Below are 14200 nucleotides of genomic sequence, written 5' to 3'. Positions count from 1 at the left end.
GCGTCCCCCTTCGGCTTTCATCGGCCGAAGGTACCTCAGCGGCTGGGTGCCTTAAGAAAGCGCCCAGCCCTTTTCTTGGGATATCCAGCGCAGACGCTTCACTGCGCCGCCTGGTCTCCGAACGGATAACGCAAGGTTTCGCGGGCGTAGGCCTCAACGTAGGCCATGAGGCGGTCAGAGGCGGCCGCCGCCGCCTCCACATCCCCGCTGTGCACGGCCAGCATCAGGTCGGCGTGGGTGCGTGCGCCGTCCTCCAGGCTGCCGGAATGCACGTGGTAGTTCTGGAACCAGAAGCGCCGCGACAGCGACCGCAACGGACGGATGGTCTGGGTGGCCACCGGGTTGCGGGCGCATTGGTCGAGAAGCTGGTTGACCTCTTGGTCGAGATGCATGAAGCGCATCCCGTCCCCCGACCGGGCCGCGTCCAGCATCGCCTCCGCGATGGTCCGGCAACGCTCCCGCTCCGCCGGCAGGGCGTAGCGGGCGGCGCGGCGGGCGATCAGCCGTTCCAGCTCGCGCCGGACATCCAGCACGTAGAGCTGGAGCTTGACGTCCACCTCCGTCACCATGATTCCGCGCGACGGCACGATGGTGACCATGCCGTCCAGCTCCAGCCGCTTCAGCGCCTCGCGGACCGGGGTGCGGCCGATGCCGGTCTGCGCGCTGAGCTGCTTTTCGGAGACGAACCCGCGCGGCGGCAGGGTGCCGGACACGATCAGCTCCTCGATGCGGGCGTAGGCCTGGTCGGCCATCGAGCCAGCATCGCTCTGCCCCGCTTCGATCTGGCCCGCTCCGTTCTGATTGCCCGGATCCGTCACGGCACCGCCCCCGTCCTTGTCCCCGGCCGCTGTCCGGCCTCGCCCGACGCGAGACGCGCCCCAGACCCTGGCTTTAGCGTGCTCGCGCCTGGGACGCAAGATTCGGCGGGTGCATCACGCCGAATGGTGCGTTCAGGGCTTCGCAAGCTTGGCGTTGCCCTGGACCAGCGGGCATTCGCTCTCCGACAGGGGCCGGGCGGCGTCGGCCGCCGCGATCACGCCCAGCTGCTTGTAGTAGTCCCAGGGGCCCTTGGACTCGGACGGGCTTTTCACCTCGAACAGGTACATGTCGCGCAGAACCCGGCCATCCTCGCGGATGCGCCCGTTCTTCGTCATGAAGTCGTTGATCGGCGTGTCGTGCATCGTCTTCAGCACCGTCGCCGTGTCGGCGGTGCCCGCGGTCTTGACCGCGTTCAGGTAGTGGGTGATCGCCCCATAGTCGCCAGCCTGCACCATGGTCGGCATCCGCCCGGTCCGCTCGAAGAACCGCTTGGAGAAGGCCCGCGTCCCGTCGTTCTGGTCCCAGTAGAAGGCCTCGGTCAAGACCAGCCCGTGCGCCGTCTCCAGCCCGAGCGCGTGGATGTCCGACAGGAACATCAGCAGGCCCGCCAGCTTCTGCCCCTGGTTGGTGATGCCGAACTCCGCCGCCTGCTTGACGGTGTTGATCAGGTCGCCGCCCGCGTTGGCCAGCCCGATGACGTTTGCCCCGCTCGACTGCGCCTGCAACAGATAGGACGAGAAATCGCTGCTGTTCAGCGGGTGGCGGGAGGAGCCCAGGACCTTACCCCCGGCGCCGGTGACGAAGGCGGAGGTGTCGCGCTCCAGCGACAGGCCGAAGGAATAGTCCAGCGTGATGAAGTACCATTTGTCGCCGCCCTGCTTCACCATGGTCCGCCCGGTGCCGGCCGCCAGGGCGTAGGTGTCGTACACCCAGTGGATGCCGTTGGGCGAGCAGGCCTTGCCGGTGAAGTCCGACGACCCGCCGGCGGTGCCGAAGACGATCTTGTTCTTGCGCCGGGTGATCTCCTGGATCGCCAGCATCACCGCCGAGTTGGGCAGGTCGATGATGACCTCGACGTTCTTGTTGTCGTACCAGTCGGCAGCGATCTGCGAGCCGACGTCGGCCTTGTTCTGGTGGTCGGCCGAGAGCACCTCGACGGGGCGGCCGAGCACGGAGGAGCCGAAATCCTCCACGGCCATCTTCACCGCCTCGACGCTGCCACTGCCCGACAGGTCGGCGAGCGAGCCGGACAGGTCGGTCAGCACGCCAATGCGGATCGGTCCCTTCGACGCCGATGATGGGGAGGAAGCCGGCTGACTTCCGGCGGGTTGCTGGGCCGCCGCGGGCGCCGCCGGCCAGGGGAAGGCATGGAGCGCCAGGACCGTGGTGGCCGCCAGGATCGCCCGCGTGAAGCGTCTCGTCATGGATCGTTCCTCCCTTATTCGTTCGTGTGTTCGTTCCAGCGTTTTCGCTTTTCTAAAGCGAATTTTTGTTCGCTTTAGATTCATATGGCCTCATTTGCCGGCTCTCAGCGGATGCCCGTGGCATCCGCCTGCCGCCAGCGGGAACGCAGTTCCCGCGAGAGGCCGGGCTTCGGCCGCACGCGGGGCCGGGACCGCGGTCGCGGTCCAAAGCGGATCACAATCCGCTTTAAGCGCCGGCCCTCAGGACGCCGGCTTCGTCGCCGCTGCGATGGCAAGCCGCGATTCCTCGCCGGCGTGGCAGATGCCCTGGAGGGCGGCCGCCATGTCCAGCATGGTGGGCAGGTCGACGCGCCCAGCCTGCTGCAGCATCCGCTTGGTCATGCGCACCGCCTCCGGCGGGTTTGCCGCGATCTCCTGCGCGAGCGCCAGGGCGACCGGCATCAGGTCACCATCAGGAACGACGCGGGACACCAGCCCCAGCGCTGCCGCCTCGGCCCCGGTGACCGCCCGGCCCGTGAAGGCCAGCTCCGCGGCAACAGCCGATCCGACAGCGCGCGACAGGAACCACAGCCCGCCGTCGCCGGAGATCAGCCCGAGCTTGACGAAGTTCGAGGCGATGCGCGCGGACTCCCCGGCGATGCGCAGGTCGCACATGAAGGCGAGGTCGCAGCCAGCACCAAAGGCCGGGCCGTTGATCGCCGCGATCACCGGGATTTCCAGGTTGGCCATGGCGCGCGGGATGCGTTGCACCCCGTTGCGGTAAGCGTTGCGCACCTGGTCCGCCGGGCCGCCGAACATGCCCCGCCGGTTGCGGATGTCGTGGATGTTGCCCCCGGCGCTGAAGGCCGCGCCAGCCCCGGTGATCACCAGCGCATGCACGCCGCGGTCGCTCCCGACCTCGTCCAAGGCGGCGACCAGAGGCCCGAGGACCGGCGGGTCGGTCACCGCGTTGCGGGTTTTCGGCGCGTCGATGGTCAGCACGGCGACCGCGCCCTGGCGTTCCAGCCGAACGGTCCCCGCGTCGCCCGTTCCCTCACTCATGCAGCACCACCACGGCGCGGATCACGTCGCCGCGCTCCACGTCCTCGAAGGCGTCGTTGATGGCGTCCAGCGGCAGCCGGCGGTCGATCAGTTCGTCCAGGCACAGGCGGCCATCCAGATAGGCCCGCGCGTAGGCCGGAAAATCGTCGGCCGCCTTCGCTCCACCGAGGCTGGAGCGCAGGATGCGCCGTTCCCCGGTGATCGACCCAAAGCGCAGCTCCACGAGCCGGTTCGGATCGGTCTTGCCGAGGATGGTCACGCTGCCGCCCGGCCGGGATCCGTCCACCGCTTCCTGGAGCGAACCGACGACTCCCGCCGCTTCGAAGGCATGGTCGGCGCCTCGGCCGCCGGTGATGGCGCGCACCTGATCCGCGACGCTCTCCCCCGGCTCCGACAGCAGGGTGTGGGTGGCGCCGAAGGCGCGGGCGCGTTCCAGCTTGTCGGCGCGGCGGTCCACAGCGATGATCGCGCCGGCCCCGGCCAAGCGGGCGCCCTGCACCACGTTCAGCCCGACCGGTCCGCAGCCAACCACCACGACGCTGTCGCCCAGGCCGACCCGTGCCACCCGCAACGCCGCGCCGACGCCGGTGATGACGCTGCAGCCGAGCAGGCAGGCCCGGTCGAACGGCATCTCGGACGGAACGGGGATGGCCGCGGCCTCCGGCACCACCGCGTATTCCGCGAAGGAGGAGACGCTGAGGAAATGCCCGACCTCCGCCCCGTTCCCATCGCGAAGCCGCTTGCGCCCGGCCGACAGGGACGCCGTCCGGTGGTTGGGCACCACCATCTCGCACAGCATCGGCTGGTCGTGGCGGCAGTAGTAGCACTGGCCGCAGGCCGCGTAGATGGTGCAGACGACATGCTGCCCCGGCTTGACCCGCTGCACCGCCGACCCGACCGCCTCGACCACGCCGGCGCCCTCGTGGCCGAGCACCACCGGCACCGGGACGCCGAAGGCGCCCGTCATCGCCTCCCGGTCGGTGTGACAGAGGCCGGCAGCGTGCATGCGGATCAGCACGTCGTCCGGTTCCAGCGGCGCCAGGGTCAGGCGTTCGATGGACAGCGGCGCGCCGACCTCGCGCAGCACCGCCGCCCGAAAGGGGGCTCCCGCCATCGGGCCTACTCCGCCGCGCGGGCGCTGTCGGCAGCGGTTTGGGTGGCGGTTTGGGTGGCGGTTTGCCGGATGCCGTCGTCGTCGCCGGTCGCCAACGGCTCGCAGCGCCGGGCCACCACCCATTCCGGGCGCGGCTTCTCGACGCCCTGCGGCCGGTTGGAGACCTGATTGTAGACGGTGTAGATGTGCCAGCGCGAATAGCGCGACATGTTGTGGCCCGACCCGTGGACGAGGTTCGGGTGGAACAGCACCACGGTGCCCGGCTTGCCGGTGATAGCGACCGGATCGCCGAACCGCTCCATCATCGCGATGACCTGCGGCTTCGGCACGGTCCACAGCTTGTAGGAGGTGGTCGTCTCGTCCATCTCCGGGTCGAGCCGTCCGAGCTTGTGGCTGCTGGGGATGAAGTAGAGGCAGCCGCCGATCTCCGTCGCCTCGTCCAGCATCAGCAGCGACGTGGTCATGTCCGACCGCGCCACGCCGTCGGTCTTCCAATAGCCGTAGTCCTGGTGCCACTGCCATATGGCGCCGTCGATCGCGTCCTTCAGGTTGCATTTGGTGTGGTAGACGTAGACCGCCTCGTCCCCCAGCACCTGGCGGGCCGGGTCCAGCACGCGCGGCAGCGTCGACAGCGCCTGGAACGGGGGCGAGGCGGTCGGACTGGCCTCGTCATGGACGCGGAACACGGTGCGCACGGTGCCGGTCTTTTCCCGGATCACGGCCTCGTTCTCGATCCCCATCACACGCTGAAGGTCCTGGCGCAGGATCTCGACCTCGTCGCGCGACACGAGGCCGGGGAACACCAGGAACCCGCGGTCCTCATACTCGGCCATCTGGGCGTCGGTCAGTCTCATGGCGTCCTCCTCGCAACGGTTCAGGATATTGTTGATGCACAGCCGATATATCGGTACCGTATTGCTGTATGCGGACGTTGGCAATGGGAATCGCCAATCATCGGACAAACGAACAAACGTTCAGGATCCGTCGATGGTCGGCAGAGGCGGCCGGCAGGGGCCCTTTGCTGTGGGCGCGGACGGCTCTGAAGGGAGGAAGCGGAACGATGGCTTTGTGGACCGATCTGGTTGACCCTGACTTTCTGGACCCGCTGCGGCGCGCCGTTGCGGAGCATGTGGAGCCGCAGGCCGACGCCATCGACCGCGACGACGTCTACCCCGTCGCGGCGATCAAGGCGTTGGCGCGCGACGGCTACACCAGCCTGACCCTGCCGTTGGAGCATGGCGGCCGGGGACTGGGGTTCGCCCACTGCGCCGCCCTGTTCGAGGAAGCCTCCTACGCCAGCGCCGCCGTCGGAATCAGCCTGATCACCATTCTCCAGGCGCAGACGATCATCCGGATTTTCGGGGCGGACAGCCTCAAGCGTGACGTCCTGCCGGAGTTCGGCCGGGGGCTGATCACCTCCTACGCCCTGACCGAAGCCAACCACGGCAGCGACATCCGCAGCCTGGACACGAAGGCGGTGCTGGAGGGCGACCGCTGGGTGCTGACGGGGCGCAAGTCCTTCATCACCTCCGGCTCCGCGGCGGAGGCCTATGTGATCCTGGCGGAAACGCCGGTCGGGGTGTCATCCTTCTTCGTGCGCCAGGGGATGGAGGGTGTGTCGACCGAGGGGGGACCGAACGCCGCGACCTTCGGACTGCGCAACGGCCCGCACGTGGATCTGGTGCTGGACCGTGTCGCGCTGCCCCTGGACCACCTGATCGGGGTCGAGGGCAAGGGCGTGCGCCAAGCGGTCACGACGCTCGACTATTCGCGCACCATGGCCGCCGCCATCAGCCTCGGCATCGCCCGCGCCGCGTTCGACGGCGCGCTGGCCTTCGCCGCCGGCCGCACCGCCTTCGACCGGCGGATCCTGGATTTCCAGGGAATTCAATGGTACTTCGCCGACATGCTGGCGGAGATCGACGCGGCGCGCCTGCTGACCTACGCCGCCGCCCGCGCGCTGGACAGCCACACCGACATCGCCCGTTTCGGCAGCGAGGCCAAGCTGCTGGCCAGCCGGGTCGCGACCGACACCGCTGCCCGCGCCGTTCAGATCTGCGGCGCCTACGGCGTCATGGAGTCGGCGCGCTTCGGCCGCTACCTGCGCGACGCCAAGGCTTACGAAATCGCCGGCGGCTCGTCGGAGATCCTCAAGAACACGATCGCCAAGCGCTTGCAGCAGCACGCGGCCGAGACCAGAGCGGAAGCAGGGGAGAACCGCCCGTGATCGCCGACGCCCTCTACGCCCGGGCCGCCCTTGCGCCAGACCGCCCCTTCCTGCTGTTCGGCGAGCAGACCATCACCTACGGCGCCATGGCCGCGCTGGTGGACGCCGCCGTGGAGCGTCTTGCTGGGCACGGCATCCAGGCCGGACAGACGGTGGCGATGCTGGTCGGCAACCGGCCCGGCTTCCTGGTCGCCTGGTTCGCCCTGTCGGAGTTGGGCGCCATCACGGTGCCGATCAACACGGCGATGGTCGGCGACGGCCTGCGCTACCTGCTGGAGCAGAGCGAAGCCTCCCTACTGATTACGGAGGACGCCTTTGTGGCCGGCCTTCCCGACCGCGGGCCGCCCCTGATCGTGATGGACGAAAGCTTCGAAGCCGATGCCGGGACGGAGCGTCCGGTGCGGCAGCGACTAGCCCTGGCCGGCGCGACGGCGAACGCCATCCTCTACACGTCCGGCACGACCGGACTGCCCAAGGGGGCCGTGATCCCGAACACCTGCTACGAGTTGGCCGGCGCGCACATGGCGGCGGCCCTGGATCTCAGCGAGGCCGATCGCATCCTGGTGTTCCTGCCGCTGTTCCACGCCAATCCGCAGATGTACGGGGTGATGTCCTGCCTGCACGCGGGGGCCGCGCTGGCCCTGTTGCCGCGCTTTTCGGCCTCGCGCCTGCTGGACGACGCGCGCCGCTACGGCGCGACCGGCTTCACCTACGTCGGCACGGTGCTGAGCATCCTGACGAAGCGCCTTGCGGAGCCCGACCGCGACCATCCGCTGCGTTGGGCGGTCGGCGGTGGAGCGCCGCCGGCCGTCTGGCGGGAGATCGAGGCCCTGCTGGGCATCGCCGTCCGTGAACTCTACGGCATGACGGAAACCGGCGGCTGGGTGACCATGAACACGGCCGCCGCCTCGCGCTTTGGATCCGTCGGCGCACCGCGCCCCGACACCGAGGTGCGGGTGGTGGATGCCGACGACAACCCGCTGCCGCCCGGCCGCAAGGGCGAGATCGTCGTGCGCCCCGGCCGTCCCGGCCTGATGTTCGACGGCTATTGGAAGAAGCCGGAGGCGACGGTCGCGGCGACCCGGAATCTGTGGCTGCACACCGGCGACCGCGGCCAGTTCGACGACGACGGCTTCCTGCACTTCGACGGACGGATGAAGGAACTGATCCGCCGCGGCGGCGAGATGATCGCCCCGGCGGAGATCGAGCTTGCCCTGCTGAAGCACCCGGCCATCCAGGACTGCGCGGTGGTCGGCGTCCCGGACGACATCATGGGCGAGGAGATCAAGGCGGTGATCGTCTGCCGGGCGGATTTCGACCCCCGCGGCGTCCTGAGCGTCCTTGAGGGTCGCGTTCCGGACTTCATGCTTCCCCGCTTCGTGGAAACGCGCCCCGACATTCCCAAGACCGCGACGCAGAAAGTCCAACGCCACCTGCTGCTGGACCGGCTGCCGACCACCATCGACCTTCGGCCGCCACGCGCGGGGTAGCGTGGTGTATCGAACGTGCGGCTTTCGGTTTAAGAGCCGACGCGCGCCAGCGTGCCGGCGGTGATCAGCGCTTCGACCGCGGCGACGAGCTTTGCCTCAGCGACCTCGGAGAGGCTGCCGACGGGGGGAAGCGACCGTCCGATCGGCAGGCCGATCATGGCGAAGGCCCGCCGGACCGCTTCCGGAAATTGTTCGGCGAACAGCGCGTCCATCAGGGGTTTGAGCTGGGCCTGGGCCGCCAACGCCTCCGCCACGCGGCCGCTTTCGGCAAGCGCCTGAACCTTCGCCCAATGCCCGGGCAGCAGCGCCGCCGAGGTCAGCACGCCCCCCTTGGCGCCAAGGATGACCTGCTGGACGAACAGTGTGTCCTGGCCGCTCAGCAGGCAGAAAGCATCGTCGACCAGCTTCGACAGGCGATCGAGGTGATAGAGATCGGTGTTCGACGCCTTCATGCCGACGATCAAGCGCTCGTCCGCCATCCGCGCGATCGTCTTCGGCGCGGTGACGATGTGGCTGCGGAACGGGTTGTCGTAATAGAGGATCGGCAGCCCGAGTTCGGGGGCGAGCGCGCGGAAATAGCGCAATATGCCCTCCTGATCGGTTCGCACGTAGAAGGGCGGGATGACCATCAGGCCATCGGCGCTGGCCTGACGGCACATCCGCCCGATCTCCACCGCGCCGCCGAAGCCGGGGGCAAGCACGCCGCCGACCACCGGCACGCGCCCGCCGGCGACGGAAACGGTGACCTCCATGATCCGCCGGCTGGTCGCGAGGTCGAAGGAGGTCGCCTCCCCCGTGCCGCCGAGCGGTACAAGGCCCGAGGCACCGCGGTCGATCTGGTAGGCGACGATCCGCTCCAGCCCGGCCTCGTCGAGCGTGCCGTCGGCGCGCAGCGGCGTCGGGAAGGCCGGGATGAGTCCGCTGAACATCAGGTCTGGCACGGTCGCCCCCTCACTTGCCGAGATGGATCCAGGTCGCCTTCAGCTCGGTGTGCTTCTCCAAGGCGTGCAGCGACTTGTCCCGCCCGAAGCCGGACTGCTTGAAGCCGCCGAACGGCGAGGAGATGTCGCCGTGGTCGAAGCAGTTCACCCAGACGACGCCGGCCCGCAGCGCCGAGGAGGCCTTGAAGGCCGTGTTGATGTCGCGGGTCCACACCGCCGCGGCGAGGCCGTAGCTGGTGTCGTTGCCGATGCGGATCGCCTCGTCGACGTCGGCCGCGGCGATGGTCGCCAGGACAGGGCCGAAAATCTCCTCGCGGGCGATGGTCATGCCGCTGGTCACGTCATCGAACAGGGTCGCCTCGATGAAGCAGCCCTCCGACGCGATGCGGCCGCCGCCGAGCCGGAGCGTGGCGCCCTCCGCCTTGCCCTTCGCGATGTACTCCAGGACGCGCTCGGTCTGCCGGCCGTCGACCATGGCGCCCATCCCGGTCGCCGGGTCGAGCGGATCGCCGACTTTGATGGCGCCGCCGACCGCGACGACCTTCTCGACGACCTCGTCCTTGACGCTGCGCTCCACGATCAGGCGGGAGCCGGCGTTGCAGACCTCGCCCTGGTTGTAGAAGATGCCCCAGGCGGCGGCCGTCGCCGCGGCGTCGAGGTCCGGCGCGTCGGCCAGGATGATGTTCGGGCTCTTGCCGCCGCATTCCAGGCCGACCCGCTTCATGTTCGACTGGCCGGAATACTGGAGGAAGTATTTCCCGACCTCGGTGGAGCCGGTGAAGGCGACCGCGTCGACGTCCATGTGCAGGCCAAGCGCGCGTCCGGCGGTCTCGCCGAAGCCGGGCAGCACGTTGAACACCCCATCCGGGATGCCCGCCCGCACGGCCAGTTCGCCGAGCTTGATGGCGGTGAGCGGAGACTGTTCGGCCGGCTTCAGGATCACCGAATTGCCGGCGGCCAGGATCGGGCCGAGCTTCCAAGCCGCCATGAGCAGCGGGAAGTTCCACGGCACGACCGCGGCGACGACGCCCAACGGTTCGCGGCGGATCAGCGACACCGCGGTGGAGGCGGTCGGCGCGATCTCGTCGTAGAGCTTGTCGATCGCCTCGGCGTACCAGTCGATGCACTGCGCCGACAGCGGCAGGTCGACCGCGAGGCTGTCCCGGATCGGCTTGCCCATGTCGAGCGTCTCTAGGAGGGCGAGTTCCTCCGTGTTGGCGGCGATTAGGTCGGTCTGGCCACTCGCCGTCTGGTCCGTGGTCCAGCATGGACGGATTATGGACCGCCTCGGTCTGTGATACCGAAGGCGTTTGATGGCTTCCATCAAACGCCTTCGGCATGACGGTGCGCGTCGCTACGCCCCGTGGTCCGGGTAGCACGCCTGGATGTGGGCGTCCGTGACCTTCCCCTGCCGCCGGTCCTCATCAATGGCCGTACGGTCCCGCGCCGCCGGATCGCCGTAGCCGCCGGCCCCGGCCATCTCGAAGCGCAGCACGTCGCCCTTGCGGAAGCGGCGCGTGAACTTGGACGGCAGCATCTCCTCGCCGGCACCACCGGGGTTGAGGATCGACATGGCCCCGGCACCGCCACCACCGCCGAACAGGCCCCAGGGCTGCGACTTGAACCGGTCGGAGCGCACCTGGACCTGCACGTCGTCGACCAGCAGGCGGTACTGGCGCACGAGACCGAGCGCGCCGCGGTAGCGGCCGGGACCGCCGGTGTCCGGCAGGAAGCCGTACTCCTCGATGCGGATGGGATGTTCCGCCTCGATCAGCTCGACCGGAACGTTGGCGAGGTTGCCGATGCAGTAGGGCCCTGCGTCCTGCCCGTCGGAGTCCGGGCCGCCGCCGAGGCCGGTGTTGTTGTGGAACTCCAGATGCAGGAAACGCCGCCCGGCCTCGTCCTGGCCGGACGCGGCGATGGCGAACTCCGACCCGCCGGCGCAGGCCGGCAAGCGCCCGGGCAGCAGCAGCGCCAGCGCCCCCAGAACGATGGAGCGCAGGCGGAAGCCCACCTGCCCGCGCGACCCCACGGCCGCTGGGTAGCGAACATCCACGAAGGTGCCGGGCCGCGTCTTCACGGTGATCGGGCGGTAGAGCCCGGCGTTGTTCGGGATGGCGGCGCCGAGCACGGTGCGGATCGCCGCATAGGTGCAGGACACCGTGAAGGCGCGGTTGCAGTGGACGGCACCGCCCTTGTCATCGTCGGTGGCGCTGAAGTCCGCCTCGATGGTGCTGCCCGCCTTGGTCAGCTTCAGGTGGATGCGGATCGGCCCGTTGCCGACGCCGTCGTCGTCGTTCCACTCCTCGAACTCGACCGTGCCGTCGGGCAGCGCCTCCAGGTCGGCGCGGGTCAGCGTCTCCGCGTAGTCGATGAGGTCGTCGAGATAGGCCTCCAGCACCGCCGGCTGCCACGCGCGGGCCAGCTTGGCGACCTCCGCCGCAGCTTGGTCGAGGGCGGCGAGCTGGGCGTGCACGTCGCCCATCACCCGTTCCGGCACGCGGGTGTTGAACTCGATGATGCGCATCAAGGTGCTGTTGACTTCACCCTTCTCGACGATCTTCACGGGCGGGATGCGCAGCCCTTCCTCGAAAATCTCCATGCTGTCGGCGGCGTTGCCGCCGGGCACGCGCCCGCCGAGGTCGGAGTGGTGCAGGATCAGGCTGACGATGGCGACGCGCTTGCCGTCCACATAGACCGGCTTGAAGGTGAAGATGTCGTTCAGGTGGCTGCAGCCGGAATAGGGATCGTTGCTGGCCAGCACGTCGCCGTCCTGGATGTCGTCGCCGAAATGCTCCAGGCAGGCCTCCAGCGCCGGCATGACGACGCCGAGATGGACCGGCACCGCCAGCCCCTGCGCGACCAGCCGCCCACGGCCGTCGCAGACCGCCGCGGAGAAGTCCATGCTGTTCTTGACGTTGGACGTGCGCGCCGTGCGCGTGACCATGACGAGCGCGTTGTCGGCCGTCGTCACCAGGGCGTTCTTCAGAAGCTCGCGCCGGACCGGATCGATGGTGATCATGTCTATCCTCCTCAACCAGCCTTGCGGGCCAGCACGACGTTGTTCCAGCCGTCGACGGCGGCTTCCCAGCCCGGCAGCACGACGATGGTGGTGTCGTATTCCTCGACGATGACGGGGCCGGCCATCGGCTCCGCACCCAGGGCGGAGCGCGGCACCACCGGCGTTTCCACCCAGCCGGCCTCGCCGAAGAAGGCCTTGCGCGTGTGGCGCGTCGCCGTCTTCTCCGCCCCGCGCTCAATGCGGTCGGGCATGCGCGGGGTCTCCGCCACGCCACGGCACACCAGCTTCAGGGCGACGAATTGGATCGGCTCCTTCTCCGACGCGTAGCCGAAGACGTTGCGGTGCTCCACGTGGAAGGCCTGCTGGAGGGCCTGCATCGCGCCCTCCCCGTCTGGGACCGGAAGGGTCAGGGGCGAGGTCTGGCCCATGTAGCGCAAATCAGCGTAGAGCGCCGTGCGCTGCTGCGCCGGGTCGTGGTAGCCCTCCGCCCGCAGCATGTCGAGGCCGCGCGCCGTCATCGGGCCGACCGCCGCGTCCAGCGTCGCCCGGTCCACCCCGTCCACGCGCCGGTAGAAGGCGGTCACCAGCTGGTGCTCCACATCCGCGAACAGCATGCCGAGCGCGCTGAACAGGCCGGCGACCGGCGGGATCAGGATGCGCGTCATGCCCGCGGCCTCGGCCAGCGAGCAGGCGTGCACCGGCCCGTTCCCGCCGATCGCCACCATGGTGTATTGCGACGGGTCGCGCCCCTTCTCCGACGACACGCCGCGCAGCGCGCGCAGCATGGTGGCGTCGGCGATGGCGTGGATGCCGTGGGCCGTGTCGGTCGTCGACAGCCCGATCCGCTCGCCCAGCGACGCCAGCGCCGCCCGCGCGCCCTCGATGTCCAGGCTCAGCTCGCCGCTGACCAGCGCGCTGGGGTTGAGGTAGCCGAGGATCAGGTTGGCGTCGGTCACCGTCGGGTCGGTGCCGCCGCGGGCGTAGGCGACCGGGCCGGGCTCGGCGCCTGCGCTGCGCGGGCCGACCAACAGGCCGCCGGCCGCGTCGCTCGCCGCGATGGAGCCGCCGCCAGCCCCGACCTCGGCGATGTCGATGGTCGGCACCTGGACCGGGTAGCCGGCGCCCTTGATCATGCGGGTGCCGAGCGCGGCACCGCCGCCGACCTCCGTTTCCGGGCACAGGGCGAAGGCGTGGTCCTCGATCACTGTCGCCTTGGCGGTGGTGCCGCCCATGTCGAAGACGATCATGTCGGCGACGCCGACCTTGGTACCGAGACGCTGGCCGCCCAGCACGCCGGCCGCCGGCCCGCTTTCGATGATGTCGATGGGCTGGCGGGCCACCACCTCGCCGGGGGAGACGCCGCCGCTCGACTGCATGATCATCAAGGGAGCCTTGATGCCCAGCCGGTCGAGCCGGGTCTTCAGCGACGAGACGTAGCGCTCCACCACCGGCCGGATGTAGGAGTTCACCACCGTCGTGCTGGTGCGCTCATACTCGCCGAGCTGCGGCAGCAGGTCGACCGACGCCGTCACTGGGATGCCGGGGAAGCGCTCCCGCAAATAGGAGGCCGCTTGGCGCTCGTGGACCGCGTTGGCGTAAGAGTTGATGAAGGTGACGGCGATGGCCTCCACCCCCTCGGCCTCGAACTGGTCGGCCACGCGGGCCAGCTCCGCCGCGTCGAGCGGGACGAGCACGCCGCCGTCGGAGCCGACACGCTCAATCACCTCCAACCGCAGCCGCCGCTCCACCAGCGGGGCCGGCTTCTTGTAGTGGATGTCGTAGAGACGCGGCGTGCGGAAGCGCCCGATCTCCAGCACGTCGCGGAAGCCCTTGGTCGTGACCAGCCCGACCGTCGAGCCCTTGCGCTCGATGATCGTGTTGGTGGCGACGGTCGTGGCGTGGACGAACTCGGCGATGTCGCCGGCATCGACGTTCAGCTCGGCCAGCAGGGCCGAAATGCCGGTCTCGATCCCCTGGCTGTAGTCCTGCGGGGTCGAGAGAACCTTCTTGCTGAAGATCCGGCCGTCGCTTCGCATCAGCACGACGTCGGTGAACGTGCCGCCGATGTCGACGCCAAGCCGGTAGGATGTCCGTGTCATGGTGACCCCGAGGTTCGTTGGAG

The 14200-nt window shown here is 69.2% G+C and carries 11 protein-coding genes; 2 read left to right on the top strand and 9 right to left on the bottom strand.

Going from position 1 to position 14200, the window contains the following annotated elements; all coding sequences use genetic code 11:
- Positions 1-98: 98 nt before the first annotated feature.
- The 5 genes from M2351_RS33405 to M2351_RS33385 all read right to left on the bottom strand — a co-directional run bounded on the left by M2351_RS33405 (position 99) and on the right by M2351_RS33385 (position 5252).
- Complete coding sequence (locus tag M2351_RS33405; protein ID WP_264660292.1) at positions 99-818, bottom strand: GntR family transcriptional regulator; 720 nt, start codon at positions 816-818, stop codon at positions 99-101.
- A 132-nt stretch (positions 819-950) separates the two neighbouring features.
- On the bottom strand, positions 951-2243 hold the full coding sequence (locus tag M2351_RS33400) for an ABC transporter substrate-binding protein (RefSeq protein ID WP_264660291.1): 1293 nt from the start codon (positions 2241-2243) through the stop codon (positions 951-953).
- A gap of 240 nt (positions 2244-2483) precedes the next feature.
- Positions 2484-3284: an enoyl-CoA hydratase-related protein gene (locus M2351_RS33395; RefSeq protein ID WP_264660290.1), complete on the bottom strand. Its 801-nt coding sequence runs from the start codon at positions 3282-3284 to the stop codon at positions 2484-2486.
- Entirely contained in the window at positions 3277-4398 is a 1122-nt protein-coding gene (locus M2351_RS33390) for an alcohol dehydrogenase catalytic domain-containing protein (RefSeq protein WP_264660289.1), read from the bottom strand. Before M2351_RS33390 ends, M2351_RS33395 begins: the two co-directional genes overlap by 8 nt.
- Positions 4399-4403: 5 nt before the next feature.
- Positions 4404-5252 carry a phytanoyl-CoA dioxygenase family protein gene (locus tag M2351_RS33385; RefSeq protein ID WP_264660288.1) on the bottom strand — a complete coding sequence of 283 codons (849 nt, stop codon included), beginning with the start codon at positions 5250-5252 and terminating at the stop codon, positions 4404-4406.
- 206 nt (positions 5253-5458) lie between these two features.
- Here M2351_RS33385 and M2351_RS33380 point away from each other — a divergent pair, with 206 nt between their 5' ends.
- Together M2351_RS33380 and M2351_RS33375 are read left to right on the top strand one after the other, a co-directional pair.
- Entirely contained in the window at positions 5459-6625 is a 1167-nt protein-coding gene (locus M2351_RS33380) for an acyl-CoA dehydrogenase family protein (protein WP_264660287.1), read from the top strand.
- Positions 6622-8115, top strand: coding sequence for an AMP-binding protein (locus M2351_RS33375; RefSeq protein ID WP_264660286.1), 1494 nt, complete (start codon positions 6622-6624; stop codon positions 8113-8115). The genes M2351_RS33380 and M2351_RS33375 overlap by 4 nt, the downstream gene beginning before the upstream one ends.
- A gap of 29 nt (positions 8116-8144) precedes the next feature.
- Here M2351_RS33375 and M2351_RS33370 read toward each other — a convergent pair whose 3' ends face one another.
- From M2351_RS33370 to M2351_RS33355, 4 genes are read right to left on the bottom strand one after another with little or no spacing between them, the layout of a single operon-like run.
- Positions 8145-9056, bottom strand: coding sequence for a dihydrodipicolinate synthase family protein (locus M2351_RS33370; protein WP_264660285.1), 912 nt, complete (start codon positions 9054-9056; stop codon positions 8145-8147).
- Between the two features lie 10 nt (positions 9057-9066).
- Positions 9067-10380 (bottom strand): aldehyde dehydrogenase, encoded by a 1314-nt coding sequence (locus M2351_RS33365; protein WP_264660284.1) that lies wholly within the window; start codon positions 10378-10380, stop codon positions 9067-9069.
- A 30-nt stretch (positions 10381-10410) separates the two neighbouring features.
- The gene (locus M2351_RS33360; RefSeq protein ID WP_264660283.1) at positions 10411-12078 is read right to left on the bottom strand and encodes a hydantoinase B/oxoprolinase family protein; all 1668 of its coding nucleotides are present in this window, start codon (positions 12076-12078) and stop codon (positions 10411-10413) included.
- An 11-nt stretch (positions 12079-12089) separates the two neighbouring features.
- Entirely contained in the window at positions 12090-14177 is a 2088-nt protein-coding gene (locus M2351_RS33355; protein WP_264660282.1) for a hydantoinase/oxoprolinase family protein, read from the bottom strand.
- Positions 14178-14200: the final 23 nt, after the last annotated feature.

The organism is Azospirillum canadense (genome assembly GCF_025961225.1).
Taxonomy (GTDB): domain Bacteria; phylum Pseudomonadota; class Alphaproteobacteria; order Azospirillales; family Azospirillaceae; genus Azospirillum; species Azospirillum canadense.
Note: the sequence above shows the minus strand (reverse complement) of the source record. Positions and strands in the feature narration are given on the sequence as shown.

What these genes read in the sequence shown, in the direction of transcription:
- M2351_RS33400 (WP_264660291.1), bottom strand. Translation starts at nt 2,243, where the DNA reads ATGACGAGACGCTTCACGCGGGCGATCCTGGCGGCCACCACGGTCCTG.
- M2351_RS33395 (WP_264660290.1), bottom strand. Translation starts at nt 3,284, where the DNA reads ATGAGTGAGGGAACGGGCGACGCGGGGACCGTTCGGCTGGAACGCCAG.
- M2351_RS33390 (WP_264660289.1), bottom strand. Translation starts at nt 4,398, where the DNA reads ATGGCGGGAGCCCCCTTTCGGGCGGCGGTGCTGCGCGAGGTCGGCGCG.
- M2351_RS33385 (WP_264660288.1), bottom strand. Translation starts at nt 5,252, where the DNA reads ATGAGACTGACCGACGCCCAGATGGCCGAGTATGAGGACCGCGGGTTC.
- M2351_RS33380 (WP_264660287.1), top strand. Translation starts at nt 5,459, where the DNA reads ATGGCTTTGTGGACCGATCTGGTTGACCCTGACTTTCTGGACCCGCTG.
- M2351_RS33365 (WP_264660284.1), bottom strand. Translation starts at nt 10,380, where the DNA reads ATGGAAGCCATCAAACGCCTTCGGTATCACAGACCGAGGCGGTCCATA.
- M2351_RS33360 (WP_264660283.1), bottom strand. Translation starts at nt 12,078, where the DNA reads ATGATCACCATCGATCCGGTCCGGCGCGAGCTTCTGAAGAACGCCCTG.
- M2351_RS33355 (WP_264660282.1), bottom strand. Translation starts at nt 14,177, where the DNA reads ATGACACGGACATCCTACCGGCTTGGCGTCGACATCGGCGGCACGTTC.